Annotated in this window: 13 protein-coding genes; 7 read left to right on the forward strand and 6 right to left on the reverse strand. The window is 65.3% G+C overall.

Annotated features, from left to right (window positions below; translation table 11 throughout):
• The first annotated feature begins 18 nt into the window (after positions 1–18).
• Positions 19–756, forward strand: coding sequence for an SDR family oxidoreductase (locus QA645_RS08315; protein WP_283049493.1), 738 nt, complete (start codon positions 19–21; stop codon positions 754–756).
• Positions 757–818: 62 nt separating this feature from the next.
• Entirely contained in the window at positions 819–1193 is a 375-nt protein-coding gene (locus tag QA645_RS08320) for a CsbD family protein (protein ID WP_254133999.1), read from the forward strand.
• Positions 1194–1347: 154 nt separating this feature from the next.
• Here the strand turns inward: QA645_RS08320 and QA645_RS08325 are convergent, their stop codons facing one another.
• Both QA645_RS08325 and QA645_RS08330 read right to left on the reverse strand, forming a co-directional pair.
• Positions 1348–3039, reverse strand: coding sequence for an SGNH family hydrolase (locus QA645_RS08325; protein ID WP_254133998.1), 1692 nt, complete (start codon positions 3037–3039; stop codon positions 1348–1350).
• 149 nt (positions 3040–3188) lie between these two features.
• Positions 3189–4583: a lytic murein transglycosylase gene (locus tag QA645_RS08330; RefSeq protein ID WP_283053138.1), complete on the reverse strand. Its 1395-nt coding sequence runs from the start codon at positions 4581–4583 to the stop codon at positions 3189–3191.
• 201 nt (positions 4584–4784) lie between these two features.
• Between QA645_RS08330 and galU the strand changes: the two genes are divergently transcribed.
• Positions 4785–5660 carry a UTP--glucose-1-phosphate uridylyltransferase GalU gene (gene galU, locus QA645_RS08335; RefSeq protein WP_254133997.1) on the forward strand — a complete coding sequence of 292 codons (876 nt, stop codon included), beginning with the start codon at positions 4785–4787 and terminating at the stop codon, positions 5658–5660.
• Between the two features lie 211 nt (positions 5661–5871).
• Here the strand turns inward: galU and QA645_RS08340 are convergent, their stop codons facing one another.
• Positions 5872–7368, reverse strand: coding sequence for a diguanylate cyclase (locus QA645_RS08340; protein WP_254195308.1), 1497 nt, complete (start codon positions 7366–7368; stop codon positions 5872–5874).
• A 143-nt stretch (positions 7369–7511) separates the two neighbouring features.
• Here QA645_RS08340 and QA645_RS08345 point away from each other — a divergent pair, with 143 nt between their 5' ends.
• The gene (locus QA645_RS08345) at positions 7512–7781 is read left to right on the forward strand and encodes a hypothetical protein (RefSeq protein ID WP_283049494.1); all 270 of its coding nucleotides are present in this window, start codon (positions 7512–7514) and stop codon (positions 7779–7781) included.
• Positions 7782–7965: 184 nt separating this feature from the next.
• On the opposite strand, the gene QA645_RS08350 is transcribed toward QA645_RS08345, so the two are convergent.
• The gene (locus QA645_RS08350) at positions 7966–10842 is read right to left on the reverse strand and encodes an EAL domain-containing protein (RefSeq protein WP_254133994.1); all 2877 of its coding nucleotides are present in this window, start codon (positions 10840–10842) and stop codon (positions 7966–7968) included.
• A 153-nt stretch (positions 10843–10995) separates the two neighbouring features.
• Positions 10996–11994, reverse strand: coding sequence for an NAD(P)H-quinone oxidoreductase (locus QA645_RS08355; RefSeq protein ID WP_283049496.1), 999 nt, complete (start codon positions 11992–11994; stop codon positions 10996–10998).
• A gap of 116 nt (positions 11995–12110) precedes the next feature.
• Here QA645_RS08355 and QA645_RS08360 point away from each other — a divergent pair, with 116 nt between their 5' ends.
• Positions 12111–12302 (forward strand): DUF1192 domain-containing protein, encoded by a 192-nt coding sequence (locus QA645_RS08360; protein WP_283049497.1) that lies wholly within the window; start codon positions 12111–12113, stop codon positions 12300–12302.
• A gap of 541 nt (positions 12303–12843) precedes the next feature.
• Positions 12844–13353: a DUF1465 family protein gene (locus QA645_RS08365; protein ID WP_254133991.1), complete on the forward strand. Its 510-nt coding sequence runs from the start codon at positions 12844–12846 to the stop codon at positions 13351–13353.
• Between the two features lie 228 nt (positions 13354–13581).
• Here QA645_RS08365 and rpmE read toward each other — a convergent pair whose 3' ends face one another.
• Positions 13582–13809, reverse strand: coding sequence for a 50S ribosomal protein L31 (rpmE, locus tag QA645_RS08370; protein WP_027530154.1), 228 nt, complete (start codon positions 13807–13809; stop codon positions 13582–13584).
• 201 nt (positions 13810–14010) lie between these two features.
• Between rpmE and QA645_RS08375 the strand changes: the two genes are divergently transcribed.
• Positions 14011–15837 carry an ABC transporter ATP-binding protein/permease gene (locus QA645_RS08375; RefSeq protein WP_283049500.1) on the forward strand — a complete coding sequence of 609 codons (1827 nt, stop codon included), beginning with the start codon at positions 14011–14013 and terminating at the stop codon, positions 15835–15837.
• The last annotated feature ends 17 nt before the right edge of the window (positions 15838–15854 follow it).

Raw genomic sequence — 15854 nt, forward strand, 5'->3', positions numbered from 1 at the left:
ACAAAAGGGGAGGCCGCGATGGCAAACGAGCTCGATTTCTCCGGCAAGCAGGTGCTGGTCGTCGGTGGTTCCAGCGGTATCGGCAACGGCATCGCGCAAGCCTTTCGCGCGAGAGGCGCGGCCGTCGCGGTTTGCGGCACGCGCGCTCGTGCGACGGAATATTCGGTAGAGGAAGGCTCTGATCTCAGCGGCCTGGCCTACGCGCAGCTCGATGTCAGCAACCCCAGTGCGATCGAAGCGTTCAAGCCGCCCTTCGACAAGCTCGACATTCTGGTGCTGGCGCAAGGTGCTGTGATCTATCGCCGCGGCGAGTTCGAGATGGCGGGCTTCCGCAAGGTCGTCGAGGTCAACCTGATGAGCCTGATGGCGTGCGCGACGCGCTTTCATTCCATGTTGCGGGACTCCAAGGGCGCGCTGATCATGGTGTCCTCGACCGCCGCCTATCATTCCACCATGGGCAATCCCGCCTACAACGCCTCGAAGACCGGCGCGGTCGGATTGACGCGGACTTTGGGAGAGGCGTGGGCTGAGGATGGCATTCGCGTCAACGGCATCGCGCCCGGTCTGGTCGACACCAAGATGACGAAGGTGACAACCGATAATCCCAAGCGGCTCGAAGGTGCACTTTTGCGCATTCCGCTGCGGCGATTGGGCACGCCGGCCGACATGGCGGGCGCGGCGCTGTTCCTGGCCTCGCCGCTGTCGTCCTACATCATCGGCCAGACACTGGTCGTCGATGGCGGGCTTATTCTCTAAGCCGCACTGGAACTGCGCTGCTCCTGATCGGTTACTCCGGCAGACCCCCGAGGAGGAGCATCATGGACAAGGACAGGATCGTCGGATCGGCCAAGGAATTCGCCGGACGTGCGGAAGGCGCCATCGGAGACATGGCAGGCGATGCGCAGACACAGGCATCGGGCAAGGCGCGCGAAGCCGCCGGCACGGTGCAGAATCTCTACGGCCAGGCGAAGGACGCCGTGCGCGACGCCACGGACACCGCTGCGAGCTACGCCAAGGATGCCTACGAGAACAGTGGCGAGACCCTTCGCGGCGGCTCGCAGGCGATCTCGCAAAAGGTGCAGGACAATCCGCTCGGTGCGCTGCTGATTGCCGGTGGCATTGGCTTCGCGCTCGCGCTGCTGATGTCGCGCCCCGCCCGTCGCCCGCCGCCGCGCTGGCGTTATTACGGCTGACGGCGGCCCGTCATTCCGGGGCGCGCGAAGCGCGAGCCCGGAATCCATCGAGCCACCGTCAATGTCGATGAATGGATTCTCAGGTGCGCAATTGCGCACCATAGCTCGCGCCAAGAGGCGCGCCCCGGAATGACAATTTAATTCAGAGCAACGACTACCGCGCCACTTCCGCCGAGCGCCCGACATTGCCGGGCGGTCGCGGAATCGCAGGGTTTGGATTCGGGTTGCGCGGGGCGGGCGCCAGTTGACGCGGCGCCGGCTGCGGCGAGCCGAAGCCGAAGAAATCACGCAATGACGGCGCGGCCTGTGCCGGCTGCTGCGGCGGTGGCGTCGGCTTCTTCGGTGCGAGCGGCTTGGGTGGCGCGATCGCCGCGGCTGCACCCGGCGTCGTGCCGGGGGCCGCAGCACCACCGTCAGGCGTCGTCGCGGCCATCGGCGTATCGCCCTTGGCCTGCTCGCGACCGACTTCGCGGCGCGGCCATGAATAATCATCGGCACGGCCCGCGGGTGCGGCGAGCGGCTCGCCCTTCACCAGCGTTCTGGCGGCGAGCGCATCGACGGCGGCGGGGCGCGTGCCAGGTCCACCCAGCAATTGATCGGTCGAGATCGAGGCTGCAACCAGCGGCACGATCGGGCCCGCGAGCGGTCGCGGCGCCGGCTTGCCGGGCTCGGCACTGGTGTCGGGCGTCGCCGGCTCGCTCGGCAGCGCGATCGGGCCGGAGCGGCCCGCCAGCAGGCGCGTGATCTCGCGCTCGACATAATGGGCGAGCTTGCGGGCGCCGGGCTTGGTGAAATAGACGCCGTCACCGCTGCGGAGCTGACGGATCTGGCCTTCGAAATCCGGACCCTTCTGCAGGAAGCGACCGGCTTCGTCGACAAAGCCGTCCCAGACGTCGACATAGGTGATGCCGGCCTTGGCGGCGCCTTCCCGGTAGAGCGAATCCAGGAACAGCATGTCCGCGGTGCCCTTGGGTCCGCGGATCGCGGGCAGGCCGACCCAGAGCACGGGCACGCCCTTGGCCTTGAGGACGTTGGCGAGCTCCTCGATCTTCTTGCCGTAGAGCTCGACCCAGTGGTCGTCGCGGAATTCGTAGAGGCCGTTCGGATTGCGCGCGGTCTTTTCCGGCGCGGCCGCCGGCGTATCGGCGTTGTCGGCGTCGTCCTGCGGCAGGTCGGTATCGGCCGGCTTGTCGTCGGGCTTGGCGGCGGTGTCGGGCTTGGCATCGCCGGGCTTCGCCGGCGGCTTGCCGCGCGCGCCCTTGTCGTTCTTCTTGTCCTTGTCGGCCGGCTTGTCCGTTTTGTCCGGCGCGGCTTCGCGGATCGCGATGCGGTCGTTGAGGCCGAGCATGACGACGATGACGTCGGGCTTCTCGGTTTCCAGAATGCCCTTTGCCGCAGCCGCCCAGTCCGAGGGCTCACCCTTCGGCTGGTACTTGATCAGGCCCGACGTGGTCTTGTGCTTGCGGATTACGCCCATGTCGGGCTGCTCGGTGTAGGCGTCTTCCAGGCCGTAGGCGAGCCAGTCGGCCATGGCGTCGCCGATCACCAGCACGTTCTTGTCCGGGATGGTGTCGCGCTTGCCAGGTGCCGGCGCGCGCGAGAAATCCTGGCGCGGGGCCTGCTGCTGCTGCTGTTGGAACGGCGCAAAGAAATCGCCGCCGAACCAGCCGCCGCCACCGCTGCGCGGCGGAGCCTGGCGCTGCGGCGGGCCGCCGAAACCGGGGAAGTTGAAGAACTGCGCCGAAGCCGGTCCCGCGATCGAGACCATGATCGCAAGCGCCGTTCCCAGCGCGATCAACGGGCCGGTCTCGGTCAGCGCCTTGAAAAAGGATTTTGGCTTCGACATGCGATCTCGGGCGCGCGCAACGGGGTCTGGAAGTAGGTCGTTATAATAACGGAATCGGGCGCCAAACGGGCAAATTCTCTTGCAGATTCTTGGGGCCAACCACCGCCGATCGGGCAAAATCCCGCCTCAGGGTTACTTTCGGCGCGATTTTACCGCCCGCGCAGCCGGTCCAGCACGTCGGAGGAGGCAAACCCGTCCGCGGGCACCCCGATCGAGGCCTGGAAGTTGCGCAGCGCGTCCCGGGTCTGGCCGCCGAACTGGCCGTCCGGGGTACCCTTGTAGAAGCCGCGCTGGACCAGGAGTTGCTGGAGTTCCAGCCGCTCGGTCCGGGACAATTCCCGCTCCTGCCGCGGCCATTGCTGCACAAAGGGCTGGCCGCCGCGCAGCCGGTCGGCGAAATGGCCGATCGCCATCGCGTAGGCCTCGGCCGGATTGTATTTCATGATGACCCGGAAATTCTGCAGCATCAGGAAGCCGGGCCCCTGCGCGCCGGCGGGCGCCAGCAGATAGGCCTTCTCCGCCGGATGCGGGAAGGGCTGGTTGGTTGCGCGCTTGAGCCCGAGCTTCTCCCATTGCGCGATCGTCATCGCCTTGGCGCGATCGGCCAGCATGTAGTTGAAGCCTTGGGGCACCACGACCTCGAAACCCCAGGTCTGGTCGCTCTGCCAACCGTCCTTCTTCAGATTGTTGGCGGTGGAGGCGATCAGGTCGCTTGCGTTGTCGACGACGTCGCGCCGTCCGTCGCCATCGCCGTCGACGGCGAAGCGCTTGAACGCGGTCGGCATGAACTGGGTCGGGCCGAACGCGCCGGCCCAGGAGCCGCGCATCTGCTCCGGGCGCAAATCGCCGCGGTTGAGGATCTCCAGCGCGGAGAGGAATTCGTCCTTGAAATAGGCCTGGCGGCGGCCGACGCAGGCGAGCGTCGCGGTCGATTGCAGCACGCTGCGGTCGCCCATCTGCGTCGAATAATTGGACTCGATGCCCCAGATCGCGGCGATGATGTAGCGGTCGACGCCATAGGCCTTCTCGGTCGCGTCGAACTGCGCCTTGTACTTGGCGAGAACTTCCTTGCCCTTGGCGAGCCGGTTGTCGTTCACGAGAATGTCGAGATAATCCCAGATCGACTTGGTGAACTCGGGTTGCGAATCCATTAGGTCCATGATGCGCAGATCGGGCGAAAGGCCAGCGGTGAAGCGCTGAAAATTCTCCTGTGTGATGTTGCGCCGTGCGGCATCAGGCCACATCCCGGCAACGCAATTGTCAAAATTGCCGGCAGCCTCGCGGATCGCAGCCGCCGTCATCAGCGGATGGCCGGAGGCGCCGTCCTCGCCGCTCCAGGGTTGCGCGCCGCCCGGGGCGGGCGCGGGCTGCGACGGCGCGGGGTCCGGGCCGGAGAAAATGCCGCCGAACAGCTTCGACAGCCCGTTTTGCCCTTGTTGTCCTTGAGCCTGTGCGACCGCAGGGAACAGAAGCGCGGCCGCAATGATTGTTGCGCCGGCCAGAGATCCCCCGCGTTTTGCCAAGCCTGCCACCGATTGCCTCATGTCCCATCCGTCCGGCCAAAAATCAGCCATCAGGAGGCCTCGTTACGGTTGCCAATATCTTAACAAAGGTGAAATTTCAGTGGTGGCCTTTTCTCAATTCCAACGGCCGAGCCCTACATCCGCCTTTGTTACCGGCTGCAAAACGGTTAGCAAGATGCCATTGCTTCTTTCACGTGCGCCCCAAGGTATTCGATCAATCACATGAAAATCCGCAAAGCTGTATTCCCCGTCGCCGGCCTCGGCACCCGCGTTTTGCCGGCCACCAAGGCGATGCCGAAGGAAATGCTCACCATCGTCGACAAGCCGCTGATCCAGTACGTCTATGACGAGGCGAGGGAAGCCGGCATCGAGCACTTCATCTTCGTCACCGGCCGCAACAAAAATGTCATCGAAGATCATTTCGACAAGATGTTCGAGCTCGACTCGACGCTCGCTGCGCGCGGCAAGAAGGCCGAGCAGGAGATTTTGGCGCAGAACCAGCCGGAAGCGGGCGCCGTCAGCTTCACCCGTCAGCAGGCGCCGCTCGGCCTCGGCCACGCGGTCTGGTGCGCGCGCGATATCGTCGGCAACGAGCCGTTCGCGGTGGTGCTGCCCGACGAGCTCGTGCTCAACACGCCCGGCTGCCTGAAGCAGATGATCGAGACCGCCGGCAAGCTCGGCGAAAAATCCAACGTCATCGCGGTCGAGGCGGTGCCCGACCATCTCACCCATCAATACGGCATCTGCGGCGTCGGCAAGCGCACCGGCAAGATGTTCGAGGTCGACGGCATGGTCGAGAAGCCGGCCAAGGGCACCGCGCCCTCCAATCTCTCGATCACCGGCCGCTACATTCTGCAGCCCGAGATCTTCAAGATCCTCGAGACCCAGGAGCGCGGCGCCGGCGGCGAGATCCAGCTCACCGACGCCATGATCGGCCTCGCCAAGTCGCAAAAATTCTACGGCGTCGAGTTCGAGGGCGAGCGCCACGATTGCGGCTCCAAGCCCGGCTTCCTCCGCGCCAACATCGCCTACGGCCTCAAGCGGCCGGAATTGCGTGATGGGCTGATCGCGGAGATGAAGAAGTATCTCGGGCAGTAGTCGCCGCTGTTTCGCTGTCGTCCCTGCCTAGTGCGCAATTGCGCACGGGGCGCAGGGACCCATACCGCGGAAGCCATCGATCGCGTTCGGCCGCAGTACCGAACGACGAGTCTTCGCCAAATTCTTCCCTGTGGTTATGGGTCCCCGCGTTCGCGGGGACGACAGCGATGATCTGGCCGATTGCGTCACGCCTGACGACGACAGCAGCCCCTCACGCCACCAGCGACAGCTTCGGCAGGCTCGCCACCACCGACTGGTTGCGGCCACCGGCTTTCGCCGCATAGAGCGCCTTGTCGGCAGCGGCGACCAGGACGGTCCAGTCCACGCCGCTGGTGGGCGCGAGGCTGGCGATGCCGCAGGAGACGGTCGACCCCGCGCTGCCGTCGGACCAGCCCAGCACCTTGGCCCGGATGGTCTCGGCGATCTTGAAGGCGTCGGTGGCGGACGTGTTCGGCAGCAGCACGGCGAACTCCTCGCCGCCATAGCGCGCGGCGCAGTCGCCGGCGCGGCGCACCGAATCGGAGATGCAGATGGCGATGCCGACCAGCACCTGGTCGCCGGCCTGGTGGCCGAAGGTGTCGTTGTAGGCCTTGAAGTGATCGGCATCGATCATCAGGAGCGCAACCTGGGTCTTCTGGCGCATGGCGCGGCGCCATTCGGTGTCGATCGTCTGGTCGAACTTGCGGCGGTTGCGCAGGCCCGTGAGCGCGTCGGTCGTCGCCATCTCCTCCAGCTTGTTTTCGGCATCCGCTCGCCGGCCGATCTCGCGGGCAAGCAGGATCGCCGAGCCCAGCACGAACAGTGCGAGCACCAGAACCACGGCGCCGATGCGAAGCGCTTCCTTCCGCCACAGCGCGAACACCGTGCTCAGCGGCTTGCCCGCCACCACAAACAGCGGGCCGGTGCCGGCGCTGCGCGCATAGAGCCGCGCGGTCGGATCGACCGGGCCCTGTCCCGCAAACGAGCCGCCGACGCGCAAGTTGTCCGCCTTCCAGCTCTGGCGGTCGTTCAGATTCTTGCCGATGATGTCGAGATCGAACGGTCGCCGCATCATGATGGTGCGGTCGCGCTTGAGCACGGTGATGGTGTCCTCGGGGTCGAGGCTCAGCCGCTCGAACAATTCGTGGAAATAGGTGAAGCGGATCGAGCCCGCGACGACTCCTAGGAAGCCGCCGTCGGTATCGCTGAGACGCCGGCTCAGCACGATGGAGTAGGCGCCGCGGAACAGCATCGGACGGCTGATGAAGAGGCCGGCATCGGGATTGTCGCGATGGACCGTGAAGTACTCCTCACTGCCGCGATTTTCCGCAACAGGGTCGAGCGTGGACGCATCGATGGACAGATTGCCGTCCGCATCGAACACCTGGATGGCGCCGAAATGCTTTGCGGTCGTGGCGTGGTCGAACAGGATGAGCTGGCGGATCGGCTTGGAGACCGTGTTGATCTCGGGCAGCAGCATGTTGCTGGCGACCGCCTTGAGGGACAGGTCGTAGATATCGATGTTGCGGCTGATGTCAGCGTCGATCGAGGTCGCCAGGTTTTCCAGCGTCTGGCGGGCCAGTGCCTCCTCGCCGCGGCGCATGTCCAGCATGACGTTGACGCAAATGGCCGAAAAGCCGATCACCGTCACGACGGACGAGATGATCAGCAGCTTCGCCGAAATACGCCAGGGCCGGCGGGCCATGGCTTCGCGCCATCCAGACAGCATCCTTTGCTCCCGACCCTAACGGATGCGCCTGAAATCTTGCGTAGTGTTTAAGCCGCGACGGCGCTGCTGCAATCAGTTAAGGATTGGTTTCCGCGGGCATCGCTTTTCAGCAGATCAGGCCGCGGGCATTGGTGAGGACGGCGGTGAACGATTACGACGCGCTACGCGACTACCTGCTGCGGCAGAAGCAGATGGAATTCATGCTGAGCTTCGAGCAGATCGAGGAGATCATCGGCGCGGCCCTGCCGCGGGCGGCTAACCGTGCCTCATGGTGGGACACCGCGCGCAGCCCGGATATCCAGATGCCGCAACGCGAGGCCTGCATCGCCGCCGGCTTCAAGGCCACGCGGATGCCGGATGGCCAGACGGTGCGGTTCACGAAGATGAAGAAGGATGGGCGCAGGCCGGGGTAGAAGGTGACGGAGACCTTCTTCCCCTCTCCCCTTGCGGGAGAGGGTGGCTCGCCGCGGAGCGGCGAGACGGGTGAGGGGTATCTCTCCGCGTGCGACTCTTCTTGTTTCTGAATTTGCGGATGCAACCCCTCATCCGGCGCTTCGCGCCACCTTCTCCCACAAGGGGAGAAGGGAAACAGAAAGATCAGCTCGCCGCCTCTAACCGCACTTCCGTCAGCAGCCGCATCGCGGCGTCCGCGTCCATGGGCTCGCCAAAAGCAAAGCCCTGCGCGTACTCGCAGCCAAGCTGATAGAGCTCCACCGCATCGGAATCGGTCTCGGCGCCTTCCGCCACCACGTCCATGCCGAGATCATGCGCGAGCGCAATGATCGACTTCAGGATCACCGGCCGGGTGCCGCGGTTGGTGGTGCGCACGAACGACTGGTCGATCTTGATGGTGTCGAACGGGAAGCGCTGCAGATAGGCGAGCGACGAATGGCCGGTGCCGAAATCGTCGAGCGACAGGCCCGTGCCGAGCTCGCGGATCCGCGTCAGCATTTGGGCCGCGTGCTCCGGATTCTCCATCACCAGCGATTCCGTCAGCTCCAGCTTCAGCGTGCCGCGCGCCACCGAGGAGCGCGACAGCACGGTGCGGATGTCGTGGATCAGATCATGGCGCAGCAATTGCCGCGAGGAGACGTTGACGGAAGCGAAGATCGGCTCGCGCGAGCGCATCGCGCGCTGCCAGATCGAGAGCTGCTTTGCGGTCTGGTCGAGCACGAACATGCCGAGGTCGACGATCAGGCCGGTCTCTTCGGCAATCGTGATGAATTCCGACGGCGCCATGCGGCCGAGCTTCGGATGATCCCAGCGTGCCAGGGCTTCGAAACCCGCGACCGAACGATCCTCCAGCCGGACGATCGGCTGGTACAGGATGGTGAGCTCCTGCCGCTCGATGGCGCGGCGCAGCTCGCTCTCCAGCGTCAGACGATCGGTCTTGCGGGCGCGCATCGCCGGCTTGTAGACGTCGATGCGATCGCCGCCGATGCGCTTGGAGTGATACATCGCCAGCTCGGCGTCCTTGATGATTTCGTCCGTGAGCTGCGTCTGCGGGTCGGACAGGGCAAGGCCGATCGAGGCCGTCAGGAAAATCTCGCGGTCGTTGAAGGCGATCGGCGCGCGGATGGTCTTGCGGATGGTTTCGGCAAAGGCGGTGATGCGGGCCGGGTCCTGTTCGGACAGCAGGATCAGGCCGAACTGGTCGCCGGCGAGACGCGCCAGCGTGTCCTGCGGCTTCAGGATGCGGGTGAGGCGGCGGGCCAACGTCAGCAGGATGGAATCGCCGACCGCGATGCCGACGGAATCGTTGACCTGCTTGAAGCGGTCGAGGTCGATCACCATCAGCGTCGGCCGCAGCGTCGGCATCGATTTTGCGAAATGCGCGACGGCACCGAGCCGGTCCATGAACAGTTTGCGGTTGGGCAGGCCGGTGAGGTTGTCGTGCACGGAATCGTGCAGCAGGCGTTCCTCGGCGTTGCGCAGCTCAGTGACGTCGGTGAGCGTGCCGACCACGCGCGAGACCTCGCCGTCCGAGCCGACCACCGGACGGGCCTTCAGCGCGAACCACATGAAATGGCCGTCGGGGGTGCGCAGGCGGAAATCCTGCACCAGCCGGCCGCGGCGCTGGTCGAGCACGCTGTCCAGCGCGGCACGGAAACGATCCTGGTCGAGCGGATGCAGCACCTCGAGCCAGGAGGCTGCGGGCCCTTCGAGCGTGCCGCGCTTCAGCCCCAGCAGGGCTTCCGTCTCGGGGCTGGTGAACACCTTGTCGGCGGAGACGTCCCAGTCCCAGATCAGATCGCCGGAACCGGCCAGCGCCAGTGCCCGGCGCTCGATGTCGGAGACGACGCCGGTGGTGGCGCCGCCGCCGGCGAAGGCGTGCTGCATCACCGTGAAGCCGATCAGCATCACGATCAGCACGAGGCCGCCCAGCAGCGCCGGGCCGACGATGTCGTTGGTGACGGAACCGGCCACCGTCATGCCGGCCGCGACCACCCAGACCACCAGCAGGAACCAGGTCGGGATCAGCAGCACCGCGCGGTCGAAGCCGTGGGTGGAGAGATAGACGATCAGCGTGAAGCCGGCGAAGGCGATCAGCACCAGCGAGATGCGCGCGATGCCGGAGGCGACGGCCGGGTCGAACAGGGCGAGCGCGACCAGCGAGCCGAGGAACGCGAGCCAGCCCACCGTGATGTGGGAGTAGCGCACATGCCATCGACTGAGGTTGAGATAGGCGAACAGGAACACCAACAGCGTCGCCGCCAAGATCGCTTCACCCGCCGCGCGCCAGATGCGCTCGGCGTTGTTCGACATGTCGAGCACCTTGCCCCAGAAGCCGAAATCGACGCCGATATAGACCAGCACCGCCCAGGCCAGGGCAGCTGCGGCCGGGAACATGATGCTGCCCTTCACCACGAACAGAATCGTGAGCACGAGGGCGAGAAGGCCGGAGATGCCGATCACGATGCCCTGGTACAGCGTGAACGAGTTGACCTTGTCCTTGTAGGCTTCCGGCTCCCACAGATAGAGCTGCGGCAGCTTGTCCGTGCGCAGTTCCGCCACGAAGGTGACGACGGCGCCGGGATCGAGCGTGATGCGGAACACGTCGGCGGTCGCGCTTTCCTGACGCTCCGGCCGGTCGCCGATCGAGGGCGTGATGGTCGCGATGCGCGACAGCCCGAGGTCGGGCCACAACAGGCCCGAGGACACGATGCGGTAATGCGGGGCGACGATCAGGCGGTCGAGCTGGTCGTCGGTGTTGTTGGCGAGCGCGAACACGATCCAGTTCTGGCCGCCCTCGCGCGCGCGCACCTCGATGCGGCGGACGATGCCGTCGGTGCCAGGCGCGGTGGAGACCTGGATGCGGTCGGCGTCGCTGCGCTGATGCTCGAGCACGCCGGTGAGATCGATCGCGGGCGCGTCACCGCGGACGCTGACAGCGTCGAGCGCGCGTGCAGGCGACGCGGCGACAAGAATCATGAGGCCCAGCGCGATGGGCGCGAGGCACCTGATCAGACGCAAGGCCAGTTCTCCGCGTTCGACGCAAACTCAGTGAGCAAGACTGTCAGGTAAAGACGATTTCACGCCGAACGGAAGTCGTTCGGCGCGTCGCGATAGATGCCACGAAAGCGAGGAAAATCAAAGGGTTTCCGGCGTCCCCGGTCGGCCAGCGGCCTAGACCTCCAACACAATTTTGCCAATATGTGCGGAGGTCTCCATGCGCCGGTGCGCCTCGGATGCCTTTTCCAGCGGGAAAGCGCTGTCCATCAGCGGCTTGACGCGGCCCTCGCGCAAAAGCGGCATCACTTTCGCTTCAATTGCGGCCACCATGGCCGCCTTGTCCGCATTACTACGGGGGCGCAAGGTCGAGCCGGTATGGGTCAACCGCTTCACCATCACCTTGGCGATGTTGACGCTGACCTTGGGGCCGTTGAGCGTTGCGATCTGCACGATGCGCCCGTCGACCGCGGCGGCGTCATAGTTGCGGTCGACATACTCGCCCGCCACCATGTCGAGGATCAAATTGACGCCGGCCTTGTTCGTCTCCGCCTTGATCACTTCGACGAAGTCCTCGGTCTTGTAGTTGATGGCGCGGTCGGCACCGAGCTTCAGGCAGGCATCGATCTTGTCCTGCGATCCGACGGTGACGAACACTTTTGCACCGAACGCCTTCGCGAGCTGGATCGCCATGGTGCCGATGCCGGAAGAGCCGCCATGGATCAGCAGCGTCTCGCCGGCCTTCAGGCCGCCGCGCTCGAACACGTTGTGCCAGACCGTCATCAGGGTTTCCGGCAGCGCGCCGGCTTCCTTGATCGACAGTGCCGGCGGCACGGTCATCGCCTGGGCGTCCTGCGCGATGCAGTACTGCGCATAGCCGCCGCCGGCGACGAGCGACATCACGATGTCACCGACCTTGTGTTTTTTGGCATTGCTGCCGACCGCGACCACTTCACCGGCGATTTCGAGGCCGGGCAGGTCGCTGGCGCCGGGCGGCGGCGGATAGGCGCCGGAACGCTGCGCCACGTCGGGCCGGTTGACGCCGGCGGCCTGCACCTTGACGAGGATCTCGTCGGGACCGGGCTGCGGAACGGGACGCTGTTCCGGCACCAGCACCTCGGGTCCGCCGGGCTTGGAGATGGCGACCACGGTCATTTGCGCGGGCAGCTTGTCCATGATGTATCCTTGAGCAAAGGTGCGAGGGAGAACGAGCCCTTTGCTTAGCCAGCGCGGTTCAGGCTGGCAACCGCCTCGGCCATGTGGTCCGGCCCGCGGACGCAGGAGGAACGACGATGCCGATGGAAGACGACGACCGCCCGCGCAAGAAGATCACCCACGAGATTGGACAGGATCTCTCACTCTTGTCCGTCGAGGAATTGACCGAGCGCGTCGCCCTGCTGCAGACCGAGATCGCAAGACTGGAAGAAGCCGCCACGAAAAAGCGCGCCTCCCGCGATGCGGCGAATAGTTTTTTCAAGTCGTAGTGGGTTTATCACCGGTGTCGTCCCGGCCTAGTGCGCAATTGCGCACGGGGGCCGGGACCCATACCGCGTGATCTGTCTATGGGCTTTGACAGCGGTACCGAACGACGAGTCTTCGCCAAACTCCTCCCTGTGGTTATGGGCCCCGGCCTTCGCCGGGGCGACGGTGAGAGTTCGTTCCGCTTCCCCGCTCGGCCTCTGGCCGACATGGCTAACGAACCCTCAAAAAATTCGTTCGTTTACGGTCGATTAAGCTTTTCACTTTATGACTCGACTGTCCTCGTTTGGACACCGAGTGGCTCCTGTCCACTCTGTTTGACGCCTCCCTGTTATCAACTTTCAAAGCCGCCGGTCTCCGGCGGCTCTTTTTTTGCCTCCGAAGCGTTTTCGAGCCGTCTAGTCCCGGTTGAATTCCGAGGAATGACCCGCGGAAACCATATCCGCGCTTGCCGCTGGACTCCGCGCTTCCCCCGCGCAATGATTTGTTCATCATAAGCCGGCGCCAAAGCCGGACGGGTAAACAGTTGCGTAAGGGGCGTTAACCATGGAACGTTTGCAGGCCGACGGGGCTCTCGTTCAACTCAGCGAGCGTTTCACCAATTCTGCGGCGTTCGGCGCGCTGTTCCGTGAAGGCATGGATCTCGTCGAAGAGACCGCGGCCTATCTCGACGGCGCGGGCCGCAACGAGGCCAAGGCGCTCGATCGCGCCATCAGCCTGACTTACGCGACCGAGAGCATGCGCCTGACCACGCGCCTGATGCAGCTCGCCTCGTGGCTGCTGCTGCACCGCGCGGTGAAGGAAGGCGAGATGACGCTGGTCCAGGCCAACCGCGAGAAGACCAAGGTCAAGCTCACCGCCGCCGATCCCGGCCCCGCCGACACCATCGAGAAGCTGCCGTCGATGCTCCAGGAGCTGATCCATCGCTCGATGAGCCTGCAGACCCGCGTCCGCCGCCTCGACACCACCATCCACACCCCGCCGACCGACCACATCGCGATCGGCAACCCGCTGGTGCCGCATCTCAACGCGCTGAAGGCCGCGTTCGAGCGGTAAGGTCTAATCTCTAACCGTCACCCTGAGGTGCTCGCCTCTATGGCGAGCCTCGAAGGGGGACGGCCCGGCTGCATCTCGGCCGTTCATCCTTCGAGGCTCCCGGCGCGATGCTTTGCCTCGCGCCACTCGCACCTCAGGATGACGGGTCTGGTAGCGACGGTAGCCCCCAAAAACAAAAACGCCCCCGGTTTCCGGGGGCGTTTTTCGTCTCCAGCCTTGCGGCCAGGATCAATCCTTTTTGAGGAAGCCCGAAAACTTCTTCTGGAAGCGCGAGACGCGGCCGCCACGGTCCATGAGCTGGGCATTGCCGCCGGTCCAGGCCGGGTGCGACTTCGGGTCGATGTCGAGGTTCAGCGTGTCGCCTTCCTTGCCCCAGGTGGAGCGGGTCAGGTACTCGGTTCCGTCGGTCATGACGACCTTAATCGTATGATAATCCGGATGAATTTCGGCTTTCATGGCAATTCCTAGGGCGCCCGGCGCCTTGCTTGAGTGACTATCGAATGACGGATTTGGCCGGGTCTATACCCCACAGGAGCCCCTAAAACAAGCCATTGTGGGGACTGGAGAACCGGGCCGTCACCTAAGGGACATCCCGGATTTGCCTCGCCCCCTGCCGCGGCCTATGTGGAGCCAACGTCTCTCTTTTGGTCGGATCCCATGAGCGCAGTAGAACGGCTTGAAACCGGGCCGGCAGAAGCCCCGTCGATCGAAGCCGAACTGATCGAGCAGCCGGCGAAGGGCCGGGCCAAGTTGCGGCCGTTGATGGCGCTTGCGCCTTACGTGGCCCGCTATCGCGGCCGGGCGGTCCTGGCCTTCGTAGCGCTGACGGTTGCGGCGCTGACCACGCTGCTGGTGCCGGTCGCGGTGCGCCGGATGATTGATTTCGGCCTGACGCCGGAAGGCATCGCGCTGATCAACAGCTACTTCTCGGTGATGATCGCGGTCGTCGCCGTGCTCGCGCTGGCGAGCGCCTCGCGCTACTACCTCGTGATGACGATCGGCGAGCGCATCGTCGCCGATCTCCGGCGCGATGTGTTTGCGCACCTGCTCTCGCTCTCGCCGGCCTTCTTCGATTCCGCGCGCAGCGGCGAGCTGGTGTCGCGGCTCACCGCCGACACCACGCAAATCAAATCCGCGGTCGGTGCCTCCGTGTCGATCGCGCTGCGCAACCTGATGATGTTCTTCGGCGCAGCGGCGATGATGGTGATCACCAGCCCGCGTCTCTCCGGTTTCGTGCTGCTGGCGATCCCCTTGATCGTGCTGCCGCTGGTCGCCTTCGGGCGCTGGGTGCGGCGGCTGTCGCGCAATGCGCAGGACACGCTGGCCGATGCGTCCGCCTATGCCGGCGAGCTGGTCGGCGCGATCCGCACCGTGCAGGCCTATACCAGCGAAGGGCTCGCAGCGAAGCGTTTCGGCGGCGAGGTCGAGCAGGCCTATGAGGCCGCGCGCACATCCACGCAGGCCCGCGCGGTCCTCACCGCCATCGTCATCTTCATCGTGTTCGCAAGCGTGGTCGGCATCCTCTGGATCGGCTCGCACGACGTGCTGACCGGCGCGATCACGCCGGGCCGGCTCGGCCAGTTCGTGCTCTATGCGGCCTTCGCGGCCGCAGGCCTCGGCCAGCTCAGCGAGGTCTGGGGCGAGGTGTCGGCGGCATCAGGCGCGGCCGAACGCCTGTTCGAGATCCTGCATGTGCAACCCGACATCAAGGCGCCGGCATCGCCGCGCGCATTGCCGGTGCCCGGGCGCGGTGAGGTTGGCTTCGATCATGTCAGCTTCTCTTATCCGGCGCGGCCCGACGTCAACGTGCTCGACGCGGTCTCGTTTGCGGTGCGGCCCGGCGAGAAGGTCGCGATCGTCGGCCCGTCCGGCGCCGGCAAGAGCACGATCTTCCATCTGCTGCTGCGGTTCTACGACCCGCGCAATGGTGCGATCTCGCTCGACGGCGTTCCGGTGAAGTCCGCCGACCCGCGCGATTTCCGCTCCCGCATCGCGCTGGTGCCGCAGGAATCCAACGTGTTTGCCGCGAGCGCCCGCGAAAACATCCGCTTCGGCCGGCCCGATGCGACCGACGCCGAGGTCGAGCGTGCCGCCGAGCTCGCGCACGCCACCGAGTTCATCCGCCGCCTGCCCGAAGGTTTCGAGACCCCGCTCGGCGAGCGTGGCGTGACGCTCTCCGGCGGCCAGCGCCAGCGCATCGCGATCGCGCGCGCCATCCTGCGTGATGCGCCGCTGTTGCTGCTCGATGAAGCCACCTCCGCGCTCGACGCCGAAAGCGAGACGCTGGTGCAGACCGCGCTCGAAGAGCTGATGAGCCACCGCACCACCCTGGTGATCGCGCATCGCCTCGCCACCGTCTTGTCCTGCGACCGCATCCTGGTGATGGACCAGGGCAGAATCGTCGAGCAGGGCACGCATGCCGAGCTCGTCGCGGTGAACGGGCTCTATGCGAGGCTGGCGAGGTTGCAATTCGAGGGGGTGTGAGGCGGTGTCTCACGCCA

The organism is Bradyrhizobium sp. CIAT3101 (genome assembly GCF_029714945.1).
Classification (GTDB): Bacteria; Pseudomonadota; Alphaproteobacteria; order Rhizobiales; family Xanthobacteraceae; genus Bradyrhizobium.